At 43.0% G+C, this 22581-nt stretch carries 17 protein-coding genes and 3 pseudogenes; 19 read left to right on the forward strand and 1 reads right to left on the reverse strand.

The genetic code is table 11. The features are described from left to right. The first annotated feature begins 359 nt into the window (after window positions 1–359). From JCM21738_RS13545 to opuFB, 10 genes and pseudogenes are all read left to right on the forward strand, one after another. Window positions 360–1166, forward strand: a complete 807-nt coding sequence (locus tag JCM21738_RS13545; RefSeq protein ID WP_023626803.1) for a glycoside hydrolase family 16 protein — start codon at window positions 360–362, stop codon at window positions 1164–1166. Window positions 1167–1185: 19 nt separating this feature from the next. Further along, window positions 1186–2518, forward strand: a pseudogene (locus JCM21738_RS13550) (GH1 family beta-glucosidase). 25 nt (window positions 2519–2543) lie between these two features. Further along, window positions 2544–5732 (forward strand): hypothetical protein, encoded by a 3189-nt coding sequence (locus JCM21738_RS13555; RefSeq protein WP_023626805.1) that lies wholly within the window; start codon window positions 2544–2546, stop codon window positions 5730–5732. 18 nt (window positions 5733–5750) lie between these two features. Continuing rightward, window positions 5751–7088 (forward strand): glycoside hydrolase family 30 protein, encoded by a 1338-nt coding sequence (locus JCM21738_RS13560; protein ID WP_023626806.1) that lies wholly within the window; start codon window positions 5751–5753, stop codon window positions 7086–7088. Window positions 7089–7229: 141 nt separating this feature from the next. After that, window positions 7230–10178: a carbohydrate binding domain-containing protein gene (locus JCM21738_RS13565; RefSeq protein WP_023626807.1), complete on the forward strand. Its 2949-nt coding sequence runs from the start codon at window positions 7230–7232 to the stop codon at window positions 10176–10178. Between the two features lie 317 nt (window positions 10179–10495). Further along, complete coding sequence (locus JCM21738_RS13570; RefSeq protein WP_023626808.1) at window positions 10496–11866, forward strand: MATE family efflux transporter; 1371 nt, start codon at window positions 10496–10498, stop codon at window positions 11864–11866. 31 nt (window positions 11867–11897) lie between these two features. Next, window positions 11898–12863, forward strand: a complete 966-nt coding sequence (locus tag JCM21738_RS13575; protein ID WP_052019716.1) for an aldo/keto reductase — start codon at window positions 11898–11900, stop codon at window positions 12861–12863. 3 nt (window positions 12864–12866) lie between these two features. Further along, window positions 12867–13854, forward strand: a pseudogene (mgrA, locus tag JCM21738_RS13580) (L-glyceraldehyde 3-phosphate reductase). A gap of 235 nt (window positions 13855–14089) precedes the next feature. Then, window positions 14090–15037: an ABC transporter ATP-binding protein gene (locus JCM21738_RS13585; protein ID WP_023626811.1), complete on the forward strand. Its 948-nt coding sequence runs from the start codon at window positions 14090–14092 to the stop codon at window positions 15035–15037. Then, window positions 15034–16550, forward strand: a pseudogene (gene opuFB, locus JCM21738_RS13590) (osmoprotectant update ABC transporter permease/substrate-binding subunit OpuFB). The gene JCM21738_RS13585 and the pseudogene opuFB overlap by 4 nt, the downstream one beginning before the upstream one ends. A gap of 102 nt (window positions 16551–16652) precedes the next feature. Here the strand turns inward: opuFB and JCM21738_RS24425 are convergent. Continuing rightward, window positions 16653–16817, reverse strand: coding sequence for a hypothetical protein (locus JCM21738_RS24425; protein ID WP_023626813.1), 165 nt, complete (start codon window positions 16815–16817; stop codon window positions 16653–16655). A 378-nt stretch (window positions 16818–17195) separates the two neighbouring features. On the opposite strand from JCM21738_RS24425, the gene JCM21738_RS24430 reads away from it, so the two are divergent. The 9 genes from JCM21738_RS24430 to JCM21738_RS23390 all read left to right on the forward strand — a co-directional run bounded on the left by JCM21738_RS24430 (window position 17196) and on the right by JCM21738_RS23390 (window position 22526). Then, window positions 17196–17363, forward strand: coding sequence for a hypothetical protein (locus JCM21738_RS24430; RefSeq protein WP_023626814.1), 168 nt, complete (start codon window positions 17196–17198; stop codon window positions 17361–17363). Window positions 17364–17380: 17 nt separating this feature from the next. Beyond that, window positions 17381–17842 carry a cytochrome c oxidase subunit II gene (locus tag JCM21738_RS13595; protein ID WP_023626815.1) on the forward strand — a complete coding sequence of 154 codons (462 nt, stop codon included), beginning with the start codon at window positions 17381–17383 and terminating at the stop codon, window positions 17840–17842. 15 nt (window positions 17843–17857) lie between these two features. Further along, window positions 17858–19543 (forward strand): cbb3-type cytochrome c oxidase subunit I, encoded by a 1686-nt coding sequence (locus tag JCM21738_RS13600; RefSeq protein ID WP_023626816.1) that lies wholly within the window; start codon window positions 17858–17860, stop codon window positions 19541–19543. A 114-nt stretch (window positions 19544–19657) separates the two neighbouring features. After that, window positions 19658–19852 carry a hypothetical protein gene (locus tag JCM21738_RS27405; protein ID WP_369385743.1) on the forward strand — a complete coding sequence of 65 codons (195 nt, stop codon included), beginning with the start codon at window positions 19658–19660 and terminating at the stop codon, window positions 19850–19852. Then, window positions 19827–20288: an SCO family protein gene (locus JCM21738_RS13605; protein ID WP_369385744.1), complete on the forward strand. Its 462-nt coding sequence runs from the start codon at window positions 19827–19829 to the stop codon at window positions 20286–20288. The genes JCM21738_RS27405 and JCM21738_RS13605 overlap by 26 nt, the downstream gene beginning before the upstream one ends. Window positions 20289–20290: 2 nt before the next feature. After that, window positions 20291–20797, forward strand: coding sequence for a hypothetical protein (locus JCM21738_RS13610; protein WP_369385745.1), 507 nt, complete (start codon window positions 20291–20293; stop codon window positions 20795–20797). 176 nt (window positions 20798–20973) lie between these two features. Next, window positions 20974–21654: a Dph6-related ATP pyrophosphatase gene (locus tag JCM21738_RS13615; protein WP_023626819.1), complete on the forward strand. Its 681-nt coding sequence runs from the start codon at window positions 20974–20976 to the stop codon at window positions 21652–21654. Window positions 21655–21854: 200 nt separating this feature from the next. After that, window positions 21855–22247 (forward strand): MarR family winged helix-turn-helix transcriptional regulator, encoded by a 393-nt coding sequence (locus JCM21738_RS13620; RefSeq protein ID WP_031308298.1) that lies wholly within the window; start codon window positions 21855–21857, stop codon window positions 22245–22247. Between the two features lie 105 nt (window positions 22248–22352). Beyond that, entirely contained in the window at window positions 22353–22526 is a 174-nt protein-coding gene (locus JCM21738_RS23390) for a hypothetical protein (RefSeq protein WP_232215917.1), read from the forward strand. Window positions 22527–22581 lie beyond the last annotated feature (55 nt).

Raw genomic sequence — 22581 nt, forward strand, 5'->3', positions numbered from 1 at the left:
ATCAATTTGTCCGAAGTCCTCCCAAGTTCGGCCAAATCCCCGTCGGTGCAGCTAGCTTATATTTGTCTGAAGTCCCTCTAGGTTCGGGCCAAAAATCTCGCTGGAGCAGCAACTGTTTGTCCGAAGTAACTCCCAATCATTTTCACCACCTTTTATATGGAGATTCACTTAAAACACAAGTAATCTCCTACTGTTTTAACGTTTTTTGGAAGTGTTTTCACAGGTTTTTACGCTCTTCTAAAATATTGACACCCTAAACAAAATTCTCTATCTCAAGATGCAGGACTGGCAAAGGTAGAATAGAAATTGAGATATATTTTTGTTCGCAGCAACGAGTTTTTCAGGAAGGGGCGGTTTAGGTGGAGTCAAAAAATAAGGACAAATTAAGCAATGAAATGATGACGCTTTCAAATTCTGAAGCGGAGTGGAAGTTAGTTTGGGAAGAGAACTTTAATCTTCTTGAGATAGATGAAAACAAATGGAATTTTGTTGAGGCCGGCACTGGCTTCGGGAATGAAGAATCCCAGTACTATACAAGACGAAAAGAAAACGCACGAATCGAGAATGGCATGCTGGTGCTTGAGGCCAGGAATGAGGAGTATAAAGGGATGGATTATACATCTGCGAAATTGACGACCAGAGGCAAGGCAGCCTGGACATACGGACGATTTTCGATTCGGGCGAAATTGCCGGAAGGCCAGGGGATTTGGCCAGCAATCTGGATGATGCCAGAGGATATGGAAAAGTACACAGGCTGGCCTGCCTGCGGGGAAATTGACATCATGGAACTGATTGGCCATCAACCAGGTACGGTTTATGGAACGCTACATTATGGCATGCCTCACACATATACAGGAGAAAATTATACCCTTCCTGAAGGTAAAAAGTTCTCTGATGATTTCCATGAATTCACTCTTGATTGGGAACCAGGTGAATTCAGATGGTACGTAGATGATGTGCTGTATGCACGGCAGACTGAATGGTTCAGCAAGGCTCCGGAATCAGAGGGACAGCAGCCAGGATTCGCACCGTTCGACCGTGAGTTTTACCTCCAGCTGAATCTTGCGGTTGGTGGGAAATGGCCTGGGTATCCTGATGACAATACTCATTTTCCTCAGCGGATGACGGTTGATTACATCAAAGTTTACGAGAGAGTAGATAAATAAAATTAGAGGTGAGCAATAGATGACTAGATTTTCAAGAGATTTTACTTTCGGCACAGCTACATCTTCCTATCAGATTGAAGGGGCGTATAAAGAAGATGGCAGAAGCTTTCTATTTGGGATACGTTCTCCCGGACTCCCGGAAAGGTCTTCAATATGGATAACGGGGATATCGCCTGTGACCATTACCATTTATATGAGAAGGATATTGAAATTTTAAAAATGCTTGGTGTGGACTCCTATCGATTCTCGATTGCCTGGCCAAGGATTTTTCCAGAGCAGGGAAAGTATAACGAAGCTGGAATGAATTTTTATAAAAAGCTTATAGCACGCCTGATTGAAAATGGAATCAAGCCTGCGGTCACTCTTTACCATTGGGATTTGCCAATGTGGGCCCATGAACAGGGCGGCTGGGCAAACAGAGAATCTGTATATTGGTTCATGGAGTACGCAGAGAAATGCTTTGAGGAACTTGATGAGCATGTGGAAATGTGGATTACCCATAATGAGCATGGTGCGCAGGATTCCTTGGTTACCATCAGGGTGTACATGCCCCAGGACATACAAATATGGAGGAAGCATTAAAAGCCGTCCACCATATTCTTCTGTCCCATGGTGAGGCAGTGTCCCTGTTGAAAGGCAAGTTTGCCTCCACAACATCTGTCGGCATTACGCTGAATCTGTCGCCGATGTATCCTGCCAGCAATTCAGCAAATGACCGATTGGCGGCTAACAATGCCGACGGCTATACAAACCGCTGGTTCCTTGATCCTGTATTAAAAGGGTCTTACCCAGTCGATATGATGAATCTGTTCTCCAAATACGTCCACTCCTTTGATTTTATCCAGGAAGGTGATTTGGAAAAAATTTCGATTGAGTGTGATTTCTTTGGAATCAACTTTTACAACCGCAGTCTAGTTCAATTCAACGCTGCGTCGGATTTCCTTTACACAAGTGCTTACTCAGACTACCCGAAGACAGGGATGGGATGGGATATCTCTCCTGTGGAGTTTAAGGATTTAATTCGCCGTCTGCGCAAGGAATATACGAAACTGCCAATCTTTATCACTGAAAATGGCGCTGCCTTCGATGATCACGTTTCAGAGGACAATACAGTCCATGACCCTGAGAGGCAGAGTTATATAGAGCAACATATTAAGGCTGTTGCCGAGCTTAATGAAGAGGATATGAACATTGCCGGCTACTATCAATGGTCCCTTCTCGATAACTTTGAATGGGCATTTGGTTATGAAAAACGTTTCGGTATTACCTATGTCGACTTCGAAACACAGGAGAGAATCCTAAAAGACAGCGGTTACCGTTATGCCGAAATCATCAAGGAACGTTCAATTTAAATCCAATACCTCCGGAGTGATAATGATGGAAAAATACAGAATCGATGATCAGCAATACTTTGTAATTGAACAATTTGACCAGGCGAAGACATTTTCGAGCTTCCTCCCCGGTCTTGCAGGCTTATACGGAATCCCGATTTGGTCGTTTTATGTGAATCGGGGCCAGGCAATGGTAAGCTTTGGTGTCCAGGATAAAAACCATGCGATCACCGAGTTTTTTCCGGCAAACCAGGCGTATCAGCGCGTTTCTATGAATGGATTCCGCACGTTCGTCAAATTGACGGGTGAGCACGGAACGACAATATTTGAACCATTTTCCGCTTATGGCGGCACTAAAGGCCGTAAACGCAACATGTATATCAAGGAAAATGAATTGAAAATAGAAGAAATCAACGAGCAATATGGCGTGAAGACGCTCGTCACCTATTTCACGCTGCCTAATGAGAACTTTGGGGCATTGGTGCGCAAAGTGGAGATCGAGAACATTTCCGAACAGAAGATGGAACTCGAAGTTCTCGACGGGCTGCCGGCAATTATCCCGTTCGGCATTGATGATGCGGCTTACAAGGCGGTTGGAAATACACTGAAGAGCTGGATGGATGTATTTAACCTCGACCAAGGGATTCCTTACTACAGAGTCCGGTCTTCAACGAATGATTCTGCTCAAGTCGACGAAGTGACAAAAGGCCACTTTTATTTAAGCTTTACAGAAAATGGCGGCTTGATTTCGCCAGTTGTTGATGCCGACTTGATCTTCGGGCCGAACAGTTCGCTTTCGTATCCGAATGAGTTTGAAGGAAAGTCAATTGAAGACATTGCAGCTGCTGTGCAGGTAACCTCCAATAAAGTGCCGTGCGGATTTTCACCTGTAGGCCATGTGCTCGGTCAAGGGGAGAAGCTATCACTCTATACACTAGTAGGCCATGTGAATGATATTGAAATCATCAATGAAAAAGCGGATGAGATCATGGCAGCTGGTTACATGGAGCGCAAATATGAAGAAAACCAGGCTCTTGTTACCACGATCACTAAAGATGTAATGACAAAAACAGCATCACCGCTATTTGATGCTTATATCAACCAGAGTTATCTTGATAACGTACTTCGTGGTGGATATCCAGTGTTGTTAGAGACTGATGGTGAACCGTTCATCTATTACGTCCATTCGCGTAAACACGGTGACCTGGAAAGGGATTATAACTTCTTTTCACTCGCACCTGAATTCTTTTCACAGGGTAACGGGAATTTCCGTGATGTGAATCAAAACCGCCGGAACGATGTCTTTTTCCATCCTGAAACCGGTGTGTTCAACATCAAGCTGTTCATGAGCTTGATCCAGGCAGACGGATACAATCCACTCGTGGTGAAGGGCGCAAGCTTTGAAATAACCGACAAAACTGTGTGGAGCTGGCTGGATGAAATGGTCATCGACGCTGGTCATGCTGCTTTTATCAGGAGCAAGCTTGAAGGCACCTATACACCTGGGGATTTACTGCAAAGTATTACGGACAGGGAAATCGAGCTGTCGGTATCGCTTCCGGAGTTCCTGAAAAAAGTCCTTTCAATGAGCAGCCAGAACATCGAGGCTGAATTTGGCGAAGGCTACTGGATGGATCACTGGACGTATAATCTGGATCTTGTTGAAAACTATTTGAAAGTATATCCAGAGAACAAACAGCAGCTGCTCTTCGAGGAACGGGATTATAAATACTTCTCCAGTCCGGTATTTGTTAATCCGCGCTCAGAAAAATATGTGCTTGTTGATGGAAAGGTCCGCCAGTACGATGCCATTACTGAAGAGGGGCACCAGACAAGTTCCAGCTGGCTGAAGAGTTCTGATGGCGAATTCTATACATCAAACCTGTACGGCAAAATGTTCACGTTAGCGCTGAACAAATTTTCCACCCTGGATCCTATTGGAATGGGTGTAGAGATGGAGGCGAACAAGCCTGGCTGGAATGACTCGATGAATGGGCTGCCTGGTTTATTCGGTTCAGCGATGGGGGAAACTCTCGAGCTTAAGCGCCTGCTCGATTTTGTGGTAGCTGCTGGACAGGAAGCGGACAAGGAAATTCTCTTTCCGGTGGAAGTCTATAAGCTTGTAGAAGCTGTGAATGCACAACTCGAACAGTTCAAAATGGGCAACCTTGACGAGTTCGGTTATTGGAACCAAGTTTCACATGCGAGAGAACAGTACCGCGAATCGATTCGAAACGGATTCAATGGGGAGGAAGTAAGTGTTCCTCTGCAACAGTTGGTTCTTGCAGCCAGCAAATGGCTGGAGAAAACGACAGCTGGAATTGAACGGGCGAAAGAAATCGGAAACGGCCTGATTCCAACTTACTTTGCCTTCAAAGCTGATCAGTGGGAGAAGCTGACGGACGAAAATGGGAAACAGAAGCTGAACAAGAAGGGTCTGCCGCTCGTGAAGGTCCATTCATTCGAAGTTTCTGCATTGCCGCATTTCCTTGAAGGACCTGCTAGGGAAATGAAAACGGCTGGCCTGGAAACAGCCCAATCGATTTATAAGCACGTAAGGGAATCTGATATATTCGATGCCAAGCTGAAGATGTACAAAACATCTGGATCACTTGAAGAGCAAACGTATGAAATCGGCCGTGCCCGTGCGTTCACGCCAGGCTGGCTGGAGCGGGAATCGATTTTCATGCACATGGAATTCAAATATCTGCTCAGTGTCCTGAAGTCTGGATTATATGACGAGTTTTTCGAGGATTTGACTAATGCGCTTCCGCCATTCATGGATCCAGAGGTATACGGCAGAAGCATTCTTGAAAACTCATCGTTTATTGCCAGCAGTGCAAATCCAGATCAATCTGTCCATGGACAGGGCTTTGTAGCAAGATTGAGCGGAACGACAGCCGAATTCTTGAGTATTTGGCAGTTGATGATGATCGGCAAGGAAGCTTTCACAGTCAATGAAGCAGGATTGAGCTTACGCCTGCAGCCAATTTTACCGTCATGGCTTTTCGGCACAGATGGAAAGGTACAGTTTACATTACTGGGCCATACAGAGGTAACCTACCATAATCCTTCTGGAAAAAGTACGTTTGGAGCTGATGGCGTAAAGACCGTAAAATATGTGCTTCATACGGACGGCGAAATGGTAGAGGTAGAGAATGATACTTTGCCAGAATCATATGCAAAAGACGTAAGAGACGGCAAAATCGACAGAATTGATGTTTATCTAAACTAAGGAACCGGGGTGCGCTTGATGGAAATGAAAATATTTCAGACCGCAAAGAATACAGGAGACCGATTAGCCGACAAGGGAAATCTTGCGGCTTCAAATGAAGCAGATCTACAGCACACTGTACTGAAGCTTGATCCGGAGAAAAAGTATCAGAGCTTCATGGGTTTTGGAGGAGCTTTTACCGAGGCGGCTGCCTACACCCTTGCCCAAATTCCGGCTGAAGACCGGCTGAAAGTAATTGAGAGCTATTTCAATCAGGAAACAGGACTAGGCTACAGCCTGGGCAGAACGCATATCCACAGCTGCGACTTCGCCCTTGAGAACTATACCTATGTTGAGGAAAATGATGTCGAACTCAAAACGTTTTCGATTGAGCGCGAACATAAATACGTACTTCCACTTATCAAGGATGCTGTAAAGGCAAGGGGAGAAGAGTTTACGATGCTGTCTTCCCCCTGGAGCCCTCCAGCTTGGATGAAAACCAATAATGAAATGAATAATGGCGGAAAGCTGAAGCCAGAATTCTATGGAGCATGGGCGTTGTACTACACTAAGTACATCAAAGAAATGGAGAAGGAAGGCGTACCTATTTGGGGAATCACTGTTCAAAACGAACCTGAGGCAACTCAGGTATGGGATTCGTGCAGGTATACGGCAGAAGAAGAACGTGACTTCGTTAAAAACCATTTAGGACCTGTCATGGAGAAGGAAGGCCTTGGAGATAAGAAAATCATCATCTGGGATCATAACAGGGATATTGCCTATGAGCGGGCAAAAACGATTTTATCAGATTCAGAGTCTGCTAAATATATTTGGGGCACAGGCCTCCACTGGTATGTCTCAGAGGAATTTGAGAACTTAAGCAAAATCCATGATGAATTCCCTGATAAACACTTGATCTTCACAGAAGGATGCATCGAAGGCGGAGTGCAGCTAGGTGCCTGGCATACAGGAGAACGTTATGCAAGGAACATCATGGGCGATATCAACAACTGGCTTGAAGGCTGGGTTGACTGGAATATCGTCCTGAATGAACAGGGCGGACCTAACCATGTAGGCAATTACTGCGATGCACCGGTAATTGTCGATACAAAGACTGGAGAGATTCACTATAACAGTTCGTTTTATTATATCGGACATTTCAGTAAATACATCAAACCGAATGCGGTTAGGATTGCACACGAGTTAAATCACGAGTCACTAAAGTCAGTTTCATTCCAGAACCAAGATGGCTCGATTGCTGCAGTCGTGATGAACGATGAAGACCAATCAGAAACAATCAGCATTTCTATTGAAGGAAATGTAACGAAAGCAGAGCTGCCGGAACACTCTATCACAACCTTCATTGTAAAAAGCTAGAAAACAATATAGTAGACACTAAAGTGGACCGCCTCCTTGTCATGACAGAATCAATTTTTATTGAATGGATGTTACGAAAAGGAGGTGGTGTTTTTTTAGCAAGGTAATTCTATCTTTTTAAAAAATGGAGGAGGAATTGGATTGAAAAAAACACTGGCCATTTTACTAAGTACAATGATGATGTTGCCTGGTACGAGTTTCGCAGGCTCCGACGTCAATAATGAAAATGCAGTCCAGAAGCAGGATATTAAACAGAACAAATCTGAATGGTCTCTTGTCTGGTCAGATGAATTCAGCGGGCCTGAAATCGACCGCAGCAAATGGACACATGATATCGGGAACTGGATTGTGGACGAGGATGGCAATGGAATAGCACCTGGCTGGGGGAACAATGAAAAAGAGTATTATACGGATTCAAGTGAAAACGCCTTCATCGACGATGGCAAGCTTGTCATCAAAGCGAAGCAAGAAAAGGTTACAGACGAATTTGGAACATATGATTACACTTCAGCTAAGCTGAAAACAAAAGGCCTGTTCAGCAAAAAATACGGACGCTATGAAATAAAGGCGAAGCTGCCAACAGGGAAAGGGCTCTGGCCGGCGATCTGGATGCTGCCTGAGGAAGATAAATACGGTACGTGGGCAGCTTCTGGTGAAATCGATATTATGGAGTCATGGGGCAGCAGACCCCATACAGTAGCAGGAACAATCCATTATGGTGAAGGATGGCCGAATAACAAGTATACCGGCAAGGAATTCGAGCTTCCTGAAAATAGAGGCATCGATAAGTGGCATACATATGCCCTTGAGTGGGAACCAGGAGAGCTGCGCTGGTATGTAGACGGAGAACTTTATCAAACTCAGAATAAATGGTATTCCAAAGGAAAGGATAACGCAGCAAACTTTTCCTATCCTGCACCTTTCGATCAGGAATTCTATTTAGTTATGAATCTTGCAGTTGGCGGCTGGTTTGACGGGGAGCCAGATGAGACGACAAAATTCCCTAGTCAAATGGAAGTAGATTATGTCAGGGTCTACGATTTGAAAAAACGAGATTATCGCGAGCCGGTTGAGCCAGTGTCAGGACCTGTGGAATTGCCAGCAGATGCAAAGCAGCCGCTAGAAGACGGGAATTTGATCTATGACCAAAATTTTGAAGAACCGATTACCGCTGTGGATGAGCCAGGTGAAGCACTGGATTCAAAGTATTGGAACTTTGTAAAGTTACCGGAGTTCGGCGGAGACGGCAGCCTGACAGTGGAAGAAATTGAAGGCAAGAGGTTTGCTAAAACAAATATCACGAATGCGGGATCCCAGCTTTATTCCCTGCAAATGATCCAGAACCTTTCTCTAGGCAATGGCGGAAAATATAAAGTCAGCTTTGATGCTAAATCAACGGCACCGCGTAATATCATGGTAAAAACGGGCGCCGGCGCTTCACGGAGCTGGGTGAAATATTCAAATGAAGAGTCGTTTAAGCTGACGAGTGAAATGCAAAGATATGAATTTACCTTTGATATGCTGAATGAAACAGACATCGCGTCAAGACTTGAATTCAATCTTGGCGGCAACGGGACGAATCCTGTCTGGATCGGTAACGTGAGAGTCGAAGATATCACTGGGGCTGCTGTAGACGAAGATGGTCCAAAACAGCCGCTTCCAGATGGAAATCATGTCTATAATAGCACGTTTGACCAGGGCGGCATGGATCGTCTCATGTTCTGGAACTTCTCGGTCGAAGATGCAGCTGCAACGGCATCTGTTTCTGAAGACGATCGAGAGCTCCGTGTGTCGATTGAAGATGAAGGCAGCCATCCTGAAGCCATCAAGCTTGACCAACAAGGGGTTAATCTAGTTAAGGGAAATGATTATAAGCTTTCCTTTAAAGCAAGAGCAGATGAATCAAGAACGATTCAAGCTGTACTTTTGAATAAGGCAGGTACATCTGATTACTCTGGAATTAACACGATTGAGCTCACTTCCAATATGGAAGAGAAAATAGTTGAATTTACAATGCCAGAGGAAGTTTCTGATTCAGAGGCTCAACTTGTCTTTAGTTTTGGGGACGAAGTTGGTGATGTCTACCTGGATGATGTAGTCTTGCTTAAGACTTCAAACATCCCGGATTATGGAAATATTGATTTGTACCCATTGAAAAATGGTGATTTTTCAGACGGTTTATCATCATGGGGAAGTTATGTACACTATGATGCTGCAGCCAGTATCTCTGAGGAAAATGGCGAAGCAAAAGTGGGTATTACCAAGGAAGGCAATGAAACATGGAGCGTCCTTTTGGAACAGGGTAATTTAAGCCTTTCTAAAGGAGTCGAATATGAGCTTAGCTTTGCCGCTCGCTCTACACAGGCGAGAGAGGCAGAGATTACGGTTGAAAATGCTCAGTACAACAGATTTTTCAGTGAAGTGATCACACTTAGTGACCAAATGCAGCAATACACATATGAATTCACGATGCCTGTTGATGACCTTACTGCTTTCAAGATGCTGCTTGGCAAAAATGCTTCGTCACCAGTTGGCCTACACGATGTATTCATTGATAATGTGGTCTTGAAAGTTAAGGACGCACCGACCGAGCAAGACCCAGAGCCGGAGCCCGTTTCCACACCTGGTATTGATAATGGAACATTTAGCGAAGGAACAGAAGGTTGGTCCGCATGGTGGGGAGATCAATGGAGCGGTGTTGGTGTAGGTAGAATGACTGCTGAAAACGAAGAACTAAAGGTTGAAATTTCAGCGGTTGGCGGTGCTTCATACGTTCCACAGATATATCAAAAGGGACTGCTTTTTGAAAATGGCGGCAGCTATACAGTCGAGTTTGTTGCCAGGGCGGACGTGCCGAGGAAAATGAATGTCAATATCGGAAAAGAGCTTACAAGTGCCCCTTGGTTCATTGGCTATATGCCAACGCAAACTTTCGATTTAACGAATGAAATGACTCGGTACAGTTATACCTTTGTTATGAATGAAGCAACATATGCCGATGGCAAAATCGTTTTCGAGCTTGGTAATATTGAAGGTGGAAATGCAGCAACAAATGTCTATCTGGACAATGTAAGCATCATAAAAAATTAAGTGAATTAGCGGATGGATAGACTTGGTCGAAATAATTGGGAATGTGGTCGAATAATTTAAAAATGCGCCAATAAAATGCAAAATGTGGTCGAATAATCTTAAAATTCGCCAATAAAACTCAAAATGTGGTCGAATTATTATGAAATTCGTCAATAAGATTTAAATATGGTTAAAACAAGAGGCAGAGCAGCAACTCTTTTCTGCCTCTTTTCCTTCAATTCCATTGCGTTGCTTTAAAATTTAACAATCGCTGTTGAATATAACGTGGCCAGGGTAATCCAGACCATGAGAGGAAAATTTAAAGGTGGAAATGCAATATGAATTTACAGAAAAACAGCAGTCTGCCTAAACAGATTGGCTTATTAGCACTTACCTGGCCTATTTTTATAGAAATGTTCTTGCACATGTTAATGGGCAGCACGGATACTTTCATGCTGTCCCATATTTCGGATGATGCTGTTGCGGCTGTAGGTGTAGCCAATCAGCTCGTATTTTTCATGATCCTGGTATTTGGTTTCGTTGCGACAGGAACTGCAGTTTTGGTATCACAAAACCTTGGAGCAGGACTTCAAACGGATGCAAGGAAGATATCTGGTCTGTCGCTATCTCTTAATCTTATATTCGGAATATTGGTCAGTGTAATTGTTGTTGGTTTCAACGATTTATTTTTACAAATGTTCAATCTGACGCCTGAAATACATCGTCTTGCTCAACAGTATTTAACGATAGTTGGCGGAACACTTTTTACACAGGCGCTTCTTGTTACTGCTTCAGCAATACTGCGTGCAAATGGGTTAACGAAAGAGGCGATGTTCATTTCAATTATAATGAATGTCATTCACCTTGCCGGTAACAGTCTATTTATATATGGACTATTCGGCGTCCCGGAAATGGGTGTTCAGGGTGTGGCTATTTCGACAGCCTTATCTCGTGCAATCGCAGTGATTCTAATATTCCGATTACTATACCGCAGGCTCCCTATGAAAATTGCTTTAGAAGACTATCTGAACTTCAATAAATCTTTTATCAAAAAGATCCTGAAAATAGGTGTCCCTTCTGCTGGCGAAAATGTTGTGTATAACACCAGCCAGATGGCGATCACCGTCATTATTGGTTTGCTTGGTGCTATGGCACTGACAACAAGGGTATACACCTTTAACATTATGTCATTTATGATGCTTTTCGGAATCGCGATCGGCCAGGGAACGCAAATACTAATCGGATACAAGGTCGGTGCAAGAGAGTTTGATAAAGCCTATCACCAGCTATTGAAAAGCTTGAAACTAAGTATCATCATCACGATGGCGATCACCGTGGTAATCGTATCCATCAGGGAACCGATCCTGGGGATTTTTACTGATAATAAGGAGATCATCAGGGAAGGCAGCAAGGTTCTGCTCCTTTGTTTACTCCTTGAACCTGGGAGAACCTTCAACATAGTCGTGATCAGTTCTCTCCGGGCAGCCGGAGATGCGGTATTCCCAGTGAAGATGGCTTTTGTCTCGATGTGGGGAATCAGCGTTCCACTGGCCTATATCCTGGGGATTACAATGGGTTTTGGCCTTTCTGGCATTTGGATAGCCTTTATCATTGATGAATGGTTCAGAGGAATCATCATGTATATTAGATGGAGAAGCCGTGTCTGGGAGAAGAAGGTGCTGGTTGATGACAGGGTGCAAACAGCGTGATCATTTATTTTTTGAGAGGAGGGGCGAGAAGGTGAATTACAGACTACTTGGAAGCACAGGGATAAAGGTGTCGGAAGTTGGGTTTGGTGCCTGGCAGCTCGGGAACGCCAGGGACTGGGATGGTATGGAGGACAATCATGCAATCAGGCTGGTGCATGAAGCGCTTGATCAAGGCTGCAATTTCTTTGATACAGCTCCGAATTATGGCGGGGGAAATAGTGAGACATTGCTTGGGAAAGCTCTTACTGGAAGAAGGAGCGAGGCGGTGATTAACAGCAAATTTGGGCATCATCCAGATAACACTCTTGATTTTAATTCGGAGAAAATCCGCAGTTCGGTTGAGAATAGCTTACGCCGGCTTAAAACGGATTATCTGGATTCAATTTTGCTTCATAACCCTCCGTTTGAAATCTTGACTGGAAGCACAGATCATTTCGAGGTATTGGAGTCACTCAAGCAGGAGGGCAAGATTCGGGCTTATGGAGCTTCAGTGGACTCTGCGAGAGAAATGAACGAGCTGCTTCGGAATACCGGAAGCCAGGTTATTGAGGTAATGTTCAATATTTTTCATCAGGAGCCAAGGAGAGCATTCAAGCTGGCGGCAGAAAAGAATGTAGGACTGATCGTTAAAGTTCCGCTTGATTCTGGGTGGCTATCAGGTAAGTATGATGAAAACAGTGTATTTACAGATATACGGAGCCGCTGGGACCGGAAACAGCTTATAAAAAGAGCAGAGCTCCTGCCTGTTCTTAAGGAAATGCTGGAACCAGGGGAATCGCTGGTCCAGCTGGCTTTAAGGTATATTCTTTATTTTCAGGAGGTCTCTACCGTCATTCCAGGAAACAAGAATCTTGAGCAGCTGATTGAGAATTTATCTGCCTCAAATCAAAGGATCTCAGCGGAAAAAGTAAAGAAGATAGAAGAGCTATGGGAAGAAAAGCTGCAAGCAGACCCTTTGGTGGTAGAAAAAACAAAACAGAGTTTTTGGAGGTTTTAAATAATGGCATATCAACCAGACAGCAATCGTTATGAAAAGATGACATATAACAGATGCGGAAAATCAGGCCTCAAATTGCCGGCAATTTCACTAGGCCTATGGCACAACTTCGGCGGCCAGGATGCATTTGAGAATGGCCGTTCGTTAATCAGAAGAGCTTTTGATCTAGGCATCACCAATTTTGATCTTGCGAATAATTATGGTCCACCGCCTGGTTCAGCTGAGGAGAACTTTGGTGCTATTCTTAAGAAAGATTTTTCAGGATACCGTGATGAAATGGTGATTTCAACGAAAGCTGGCTATGGCATGTGGGCGGGGCCTTATGGTGACTGGGGTTCAAGGAAATACCTCGTATCCAGCCTGGATCAAAGCTTGAAAAGGATGGGTCTTGATTACGTCGATATTTTCTACCATCACAGGCCAGATCCGGAAACTCCTTTAGAGGAAACAATGATGGCACTAGATCATGTTGTGAGGCAGGGAAAAGCTCTTTATGTCGGCCTTTCCAACTATGGAGTTGAGGAAACAAAACAGGCTATCACAATTCTAAAAGAGCTGGGAACTCCATTGCTGATCCACCAGCCTGCCTATTCGATGTTCAACCGCTGGGTAGAAGATGGACTGACCGATTTGCTGCAAGAAGAAGGAGTCGGATCGATCGCATTTGTTCCATTGGCGCAAGGGTTGCTGACAAACAGGTATATCAATGGAATTCCACAAGACTCGAGAGCTCTGAAGCCAAACAGCTTCCTCAATGAGGGCGATGTATCTGAAGAAGTTCTTTCGAAGGTTAGACAATTAAATGAAATTGCACAGGAACGCGGCCAGTCACTTGCCAGATGGCACTTGCCTGGTTCTTAGGGAACAGAAAATCACTTCAGCGCTAATTGGTGCAAGCAAGGTAAGCCAAATTGAAGAAAACGTTGCTGCCCTGAATCGTCTTGAGTTCAGTAAAACCGAATTGAACTTGATTGATGAAATCTTAAAATAAGGAATTCAACAAAGCTGTAAAGCCAAATGGTTTTACGGCTTTTTTTTTTATGGAATGTTTTTCTTGTCTTTAGGGTAAAGGTAATTTGATCTTATATCATGATAGGTACGTCTTTTTTTTATCAAAGATGTCTGCTTTGGTAGTATTCAGTTAGCGTCAATTCGGCACTGAAAATAAGAAATCGTCAAAGTGCTAACAATATAGTCAAAATACGTGAGAATTTAGGAGTGAAAAAGTGATCAGCTTTGAAAATGTATCTAAGAAATATGACGACGGAACCTATGCGGTTAATAATTTTAATTTACATATTAAAGAGGGGGAGTTGCTTGTCCTGATTGGTCCAAGCGGCTCCGGAAAAACGACAACATTAAAAATGATCAATCGGTTGATTCCTCTTACGGAAGGCTACATTAAAATCAAGGATAAGATGATCAGTGACTATGATATTCACGAGCTGCGCTGGGATATCGGGTATGTCCTACAGCAAATCGCGTTGTTCCCGCATATGACGATTGAAGAGAATATTGCCGTTGTCCCGGAAATGAAGCGATGGGATCAGGCAAAGATTGATCACCGTATAGATGAATTACTGAATATGGTTGGACTTGAACCAAAAACGTACCGCAAAAGGCTGCCCCATGAATTATCCGGAGGACAGCAGCAACGAATTGGTGTAGCCCGCGCACTGGCGGCCAACCCGCCGATTATTTTAATGGACGAGCCATTCAGCGCATTGGATCCCCTGAGCAGGGAAAAACTCCAGGATGATCTTATCGAGCTTCAAAAAAACATAAAGAAAACCATCGTATTCGTTACACATGATATGAACGAAGCATTAAAGCTCGGAGATAGGATTTGTTTGATGAGAAAAGGAGAGGTTGTGCAGACAGGAACTCCGGAAGAGCTGATCCAACAACCAGTAAATGAATTTGTCCGTGAATTTGTGGGGATAGATCAGGGAAACAGAACAACGGTAGATGTGCGGGAAGCTATCCAACCCGTCACCGCTGAAGAACTGAACAATCTGCCTGTAGTTGCCCCGACAGTGTCTATAAATGAAATTCTCTCGTTATTGAGTGAGCATGAACAGCTGGCGGTTGAAGAAATGGATAAAATAATCGGAACCATAGACAGGCGTGGAATGATCCGGATTTTATCCAGGCAGATGGAGGGCATGAAATGAATAGCTGGACTTCCACATTTATTGATAGAAAAGACGAGCTTTTAAGTGCACTGCTGGAACATATACAAATTTCTTTTATAGCACTTTTTTTCGCTGTCCTAATTGCCATACCATTGGGAATCTTTCTTACTCGAAGGAAGCAAATTTCAGAGGGTATCATTGGGATAACCGCCGTACTGCAAACGATTCCTTCGCTTGCATTGCTTGGATTATTAATACCGCTATTCGGAATAGGCAAAATCCCTGCCATCATCGCGCTTGTGGTATATGCGCTGCTGCCGATATTAAGAAATACATATACAGGAATAAATGAGGTAGATCCTTCGCTAATTGAAGCTTCCCGTGCAATGGGAATGAACAGCAAGCGACGCCTGATGAAAGTAGAACTCCCTTTGGCGATGCCAGTCATTATGGCTGGCATCAGGACAGCAATGGTCTTGATTGTCGGAACAGCGACAATAGCTGCGCTGATAGGAGCAGGAGGGCTGGGCGACCTGATCCTTCTCGGAATCGACAGGAATAACACGGCATTAATTGTACTTGGCGCAATACCCGCCGCCTTGCTTGCCATCCTGTTCGACATTGTGCTTAGAAGGTTTGAAACTGTGTCCTTTAAAAAATCGCTTATCACCATTGGCGCCATATCTTTAGCAGTCCTGTTAATAATGGTCATTCCATTTTTAGGCGGAAAAAATGAAGAAGAGATCGTCATTGGAGGAAAACTGGGTTCTGAACCAGAGATTTTAATCAATATGTATAAACTACTGATTGAAGAAGAGACGGACCATTCTGTCCAGTTGAAACCTGGCCTGGGAAAGACATCATTTGTTTTTACAGCATTGGAAAACGGAAATATTGACATCTATCCTGAATTCACCGGCACGGCCATTTCGGAATTTTTAAAAGAAACGGCTGAAAGCACCAGTCGAGAAGAAGTATACCAGCAGGCAAAAGAAGGAATGAGAAAAGAGTTCGAGATGGAAATGCTTCAGCCTATGGACTATAACAACACATATGCTTTAGCTGTTCCCAAACAGCTGGCAAATGAAAATGGCTTGAAAACCATTTCAGATTTAAAAGCGATTGAATCCTCGCTAAAGGCAGGTTTCACTTTAGAATTTTCAGATAGAGAAGATGGTTACAAAGGAATCAAAAAGCTCTACGGACTAAACCTTCCAAGCCTGATCACAATGGAGCCGAAACTAAGATATCGAGCGGTCAAAAATGGCGAAATAAACCTTGTAGATGCTACTCAACCGACAGTGAACTGCAGCGATATAGACTAGTCGTACTCGAGGATGATAAAAACCTGTTCCCTCCATATCAGGGAGCCCCGCTTATGAGAGCAGAAACAGCAAAGAAATATCCAGAAATCGTTAAGGCACTCAACAAGCTTGCCGGTAAAATCACCGATGACCAAATGCGGAAAATGAATTACCAGGTGAATGTAGAAGGGGAATCCGCTGAGGAGACAGCACGGGAGTATTTAAGAGAATCTGGATTATTGAAATAAATAAGTTTAGGAACATCAGTTAGGAAAGCATCGATAAAGACAAGAGACAGAAAAACCAAATTGGATTTTCTGCCTCTTTGTCAGTAGAAGAATTAATACAGACTAGTTATTTATACTAGATAGAAAGCGAGTTTTCGCCTGTTCAAAAATGGCATTGATTTCGCCATGGATTGATTCTCTTTCATTTTTATTATCCACATCTATAACCTTCATTTTTAATTCTTTCACTAAATTATGTTCTTCTGAAGTTAAAATATCCTTAAACATATGAAATCCTCCTGTTGTATTACTTATGTGTTGGGAATTAAAAATCCCATGATGGAAAAATCGAAAGATGACTTTCTTGTAGATGATTGTTTACCCACTTTTGAAAACTGATAAACTCATTTTGAACTACATATGGGTTCGAACCCATTGCGTATTAAGAGGAGTAATGAAGCTATATTCTTTACGGAAAATCACAAATTAATTTTTAAAACCCTCGATGAATGAAGCGAGGGTTTTTGTTGTTTGCCAAAGTTTTAAGCTTCCTAAAAAAAAGTTAAATTTCTAGTACTCCCAGGGGTTTTATATGTGATTTGACTCACTACATTGATAATCATTCGCAATTAAGATGAAGGTAAGAAATCAAAGGAGGGGATTTGGTTGAAAGCGACAGACGGAAAGGCCCAGTTGGAAGTTCAAGATGAAATCGTAGAGGATACCATTCACGAAAAATCGAAGGTAGGAACCTGGATATCAGTTGGAGTAGTGGGAGCAGTCATTCTTGCTACGTACTTTATTCTATTTGGACTCTATATGGCAAGAGTATAGAAGGGGGAGCGAAGATAATGCATTTGGATGAAAAAATCTGGCTGTTTTTAAGTTTTGGAATGATCATGGGGTTCATGATTTTTACTGGGTACCAGGCAGTGGCTTTGGGAATGGGGCCGCCAAGCCATAAAGAAACGATCGATCCCCAAAAGGTCGATGAAACAGCTCCGTTTGATGAGCCGGGAATTAAACAAATCGGCGAAAACGAATATGAAGTCGTCATGACCCTTCAGGTGTTCAGTTTTACACCGATGGAAATTGAGGTTCCTGCGGGTTCAACTGTCCATTTCACATTGACTTCTAAAGACGTTGTCCATGGTTTCCAGGTTGCAAATACGAATTTGAACGCTATGGTTATGCCGGGGCATATCCAAAAAATATCGCAAAAGTTTGATGAACCAGGTGAATATTTGGTGTTATGCAATGAGTATTGCGGTGCCGGGCACCAGGCCATGAGCACAAAAATCATCGTAAAATAAAAGGGGGGAAAGAATGTGGAGTCTGCATTAAGATCAACTTCATTTAATCAAAAAACAAATCAAATATTAGGAATCAGCCAGGAAGATGCAAGGATCTCGAAATCATACTTATCTATCGCATTTATCGCCTTGCTGCTCGGGGGTTTCCTAGGTTTGCTGCAAGGCCTCAATCGAGCTGGTGTCCTGCAATTGCCGCCATGGCTTAACTATTATCAGGTGCTGACGGCCCATGGAATTCTATTAGTAGTTGTATTATCCGCGTTTTTCACGATTGGGTATTTTTATGCCGGTCTCTCACACACACTGGGAGGACTGCTGCCTAAAGTAAGGAAGATGGCATGGATCGGCTTTTGGATGAAGATATTCGGATTTGTTTTGGTTGTCATTCCGATCCTAAAGAATGAAGCATCGGTAATGTACACCTTCTACCCGCCAATGGCTGCATCGCCAATGTTTTACTTTGGCTTAGTGTTCATTGTATTAGGAATCTGGATGCTTTCAGCGGGAGCTTTTACACAGGTCGCCAACTGGAGAAGGAATCACAAGGGACAACATCTCCCAATCCTCGCCTTCTTTGCAACTGGTGTCTTCGTACTGTTAGTCGGAGCGACAGCGTTTGTTGCCGTAGAAGTCCTTTTCATGATCATTCCATGGACACTTGGCTGGACAGACGGCATCAACGTATTGCTGGCGCGTACACTTTTCTGGGCATTTGGCCATACTGCCGTTAACATTTGGTATCTGACAGCTGTCTCAGCATGGTATGTAATCGTACCAAAAATAATCGGCGGACACCGTTGGAATGATCTTTTAACACGTATGGTTGTCATTCCGTTAGTGATCATGAACATTACTGGCGGATTTCACCATCAGATCATTGACCCGGGCATTTCGGAGTCCATCAAATATATGCACGTCTTCATGAGCCTTGCTATTGGATTTCCTTCTTTAATGACCGCATACGCAATGTTCAGGGTTTTTGAGCGGACGGCAAGAGCGAAAGGCGGAAAGGGTTTAGTTGGCTGGTATAAGAAAATGCCATGGGGCGATGTACGCTTCCTCTCTCCGTTTATCGCCATGGTAGCATTCATTCCCGCTGGAGCTGGCGGAATTGCACAAAGCACAAACCAATTGGACCAGGTTGTACACAATACGATGTGGGTAGTAGGCCATTTCCACTTAACGCTTGGTATGTCTGTCATAATGACCTTCTTCGGCATCAGTTACTGGCTCGTTCCATACCTTTCAAAACGTGTGTTAACTCCAGCCATGAATAGATTGGGAGTGATTCAAACCGTCATATGGACTATAGGTATGGTCATCATGTCGATTTCCATGCATGTTGTAGGTCTCTTCGGTTCACCAAGAAGAACTTCATTCACAACCTATGGGAATTTTGCAGAAACGCTTGGCTGGAACCCGTATATGGTTGCAGTAGGCATTGGTGCAAGCTTATTGCTGATTGGCGTCATCCTTCAAGTTTATGCTGTTTTCAACCTCATGTTCTTCGCTCCAAAGGGAGTAACAGAATTTCCAATTGCCGAAGAAGAACCGGGAGCGTCGAAAACACCATACTGGACAGAGCGCTGGGGAATCTGGGTTGTACTCATGCTGTTGGTTGTTTCAATGGCTTACGTCTTGCCAATCGCGGACATGATCATGAATGCGCCTCCTGGATCACCGCCTTTTAAAACGTGGTGATAAAGTAAACAAAGAGATAGCTCCTGATTCAGGGCTATCTCTTTCAAATCAGCACGATATGTAAAATCGGGATCTATAGTAGAATCACTACTGAAAAAATGGGATGTGATCAATTTGATCAAAAATCGGCAAACGACCTTCTCTTGTATAGTTGTATTGGTGTTTGGACTGTTTTTATTTTATACAGGAACAGACGGATTCACTGCTTATACAGCAGAGACAGCAAGAGTGACAAAGCTGGTTGAGGAACAGCCCCAGTTTCCCGAAGTATCCTTCGAGGATAGTGAGTCGGACCTATTCAATATCTGAATTCGAAGGTAAGTATGTATTTATCACTTTTATTTATACAGGCTGCACCACTATTTGCATAAAACTAGAAGAAAATATGTCGCAGGTGTACGATCTGCTTCCCAGTGAATATATAGGCAAGGATATTGTCTTTTTAAGCATAAGCTTTGATCCAGGCAAAGATGATCCTGCTACTTTAAACAAGTATAAGGATTTATTCGGAAGTGACGGTAACACGTGGAGAATGGCAAGGATTCCGGAGCAGAATCAGTTGGATATCTTGCTGAAGAAGTTTGGCGTCATTGTGATTCCAGATGGTAATGGGAACTTCACTCATAATTCAGCATTTTATTTAGTGGACCGGCAAGGAGCACTATTGGAGGTAATGGATTTTACAAAGGTAAATGAGGCGGCAGATAAATTGAAAGAGACTTTAGAGGAAGACAGGGGGAAATAACGGTGAATCAGTTTCTGTTCGGGATTGTCATTTTGATTGGATTAATACTTCCTCCTGTTGCAAACTTAATGGAATCAGTCATGATCATTCACATGCATATGCAAATGCCGATGCTGGTGATCTCTGGCTTTTTCATGGGACAGTATTTTCAGCAGCGTTTTCCTCATTTTTTTTCAAAATATAATCAAGGAGGCATCCCAGGAATCCTCCTTTTTATCATAATAATGGGCTATTGGTTGCTGCCGCGCACAATGGATGAAGCGTTGTCGGTGAATAGTGTGGAATATTTCAAGTTTATCAGTTTGCCATTCCTGGCGGGAGTGCCTCTAAGAGACTCCTGGAAGAAACTCAGCAAGAATCGAAAAAATTACACCATTGCATTTTTTACAGTGATTTTTTTCGGGATGGGCTGGTTATATATTCAAGCAAACGATCAGCTATGCAATAATTATCTAGTAGTTGACCAGATCATCCTCGGATGGGGTTCATCACAATGGCCATTTGTATGATGGTATACTTAGCATATTCAGTGTTAGTGGATCCTTCTTTATATGAGTAGGATTGATGAGTCTGTTAAAATAAGTTGAAGGACTAGTTAAGGGAATACGGGTCTATTGTGTTATAGCGGTTATTATCTTATTTGCACTGTGGAATAGGTTGGAAGTCGTAGTTTAGGAGGACCAAAATGAAAATCGCAATCTCGTTCAGTGGCGGGAAGGACTCCACGCTAGCATTATACAAAATTCAAAACAATCCTGATTTTGTGGTTGATTCATTGCTCGTGACTCTGACAGAAGGATTCAATCGCGTATCGATTCATGGAGTCCGCTACGAGTTGTTGAAGCTCCAATCTAAATCATTGGGTATTCCATTAAGAGAGGTCTGGCTTCCGCAGGACTGTCCTGATGAAAAGTATCAAGAAATAATTGGAAAAGCTATTGTTGATATGAGAGAAAAGGGAGTTACCCATATCGTTTTTGGCGATATACATCTTCAGGATGTTCGGGAATATCGAGAGAAATTGTTTTCGGCCTCAGGATTAACCCCTGTTTTTCCGCTATGGGGATTTCCGGTAGAGGATGTAAGCCGTGAGTTTGTTGATCTTGGATTCGATACGGTTTTAACATGTGTTGATTTAGAAAGGCTGGATCCATCCTACGCAGGCAAAGTATATGATAGAAAATTTATCATGGAATATCCGAAAGACCATGATGTTTGCGGAGAGAATGGAGAATTTCATTCATTTGTGTTCGATGGACCTAACTTTGCATTCCCCATCAACTATAGATTAGGCGAGGAAAAAGTGACAAAGGACTACTTCACTCAAAAAGACCGGTTCTTATATATAGATTTAATTCCGTATTAAAGTTTATAAACTTTTAAGTGCAAATAAATAGTAAACAAACTTCCCGCAATGAAAAAAATGACGCCAGTAATAGAGTTTGGAGAAAGGTAATGTAAAAAATCCATAAAGAGCACCCCTTCATTTCGATTGAAATATCGTATTACGATATTTTGTATTTTAATTATATCGTGTTAAGATATATTTATCAATAAGAAAGTAAGGTGGAATTTTTGCTTAGTAAAGACGTATATGAGTACCTCGCTGAGTTTCGGTACCAATTGAGGAAATTCCAGAAGTTCAGTGAAACAGCAGCAGAAAATATGGGCATCACAGCCCAGCAGCATCAATTGATGCTAGCCATAAAAGGGTACCCGGAAAGAGATTATGCTACACCGAGCGAGCTGGCAGAACGACTGCAAATCACCCATCATTCATGTGTCGGCCTGATTGACCGCTGCGAAAAGTCAGGACTGGTGTCACGCAGGAAAAACCCGGAAGACGGGAGAAGTGTCTTTGTAGATGTAACCGATAAAGGAATGGAAATCCTCGAGGGCCTGTCTGAGATTCATCTTGAAGAAATAAAGCGGATCGGATTGTTTAAGGAGAAGCTGTGAATATTAATTTGTGGCTATCAGCAACTGAATGAGAGATGAACTACCTTGGAATGAACTAAGAGAAAATTCATATTCAATAACAACGACAAACTTTATGAGAGGGTATTGGAGAATTACTTTAAATTCTTCGGTGGCATTGATGTTAATGAAATTGTTGAAGGGTTTACTGATGAAGAAAATGTAGTTTGTAATCCTTTACTTTTCTGGGCTAGCGACGGATCTCACCATGTAAATAATGATTTATATGGTGATAGCAATCAAGAATTTGTTTGCTTATAAAAAAATAAATGCTATAATCCCTCTAAATACTACATGCGTAGTTTTTAGTAAAAAT

It is taken from the genome of Mesobacillus boroniphilus JCM 21738 (assembly GCF_000517385.1).
GTDB lineage: Bacteria > Bacillota > Bacilli > Bacillales > Cytobacillaceae > Mesobacillus > Mesobacillus boroniphilus.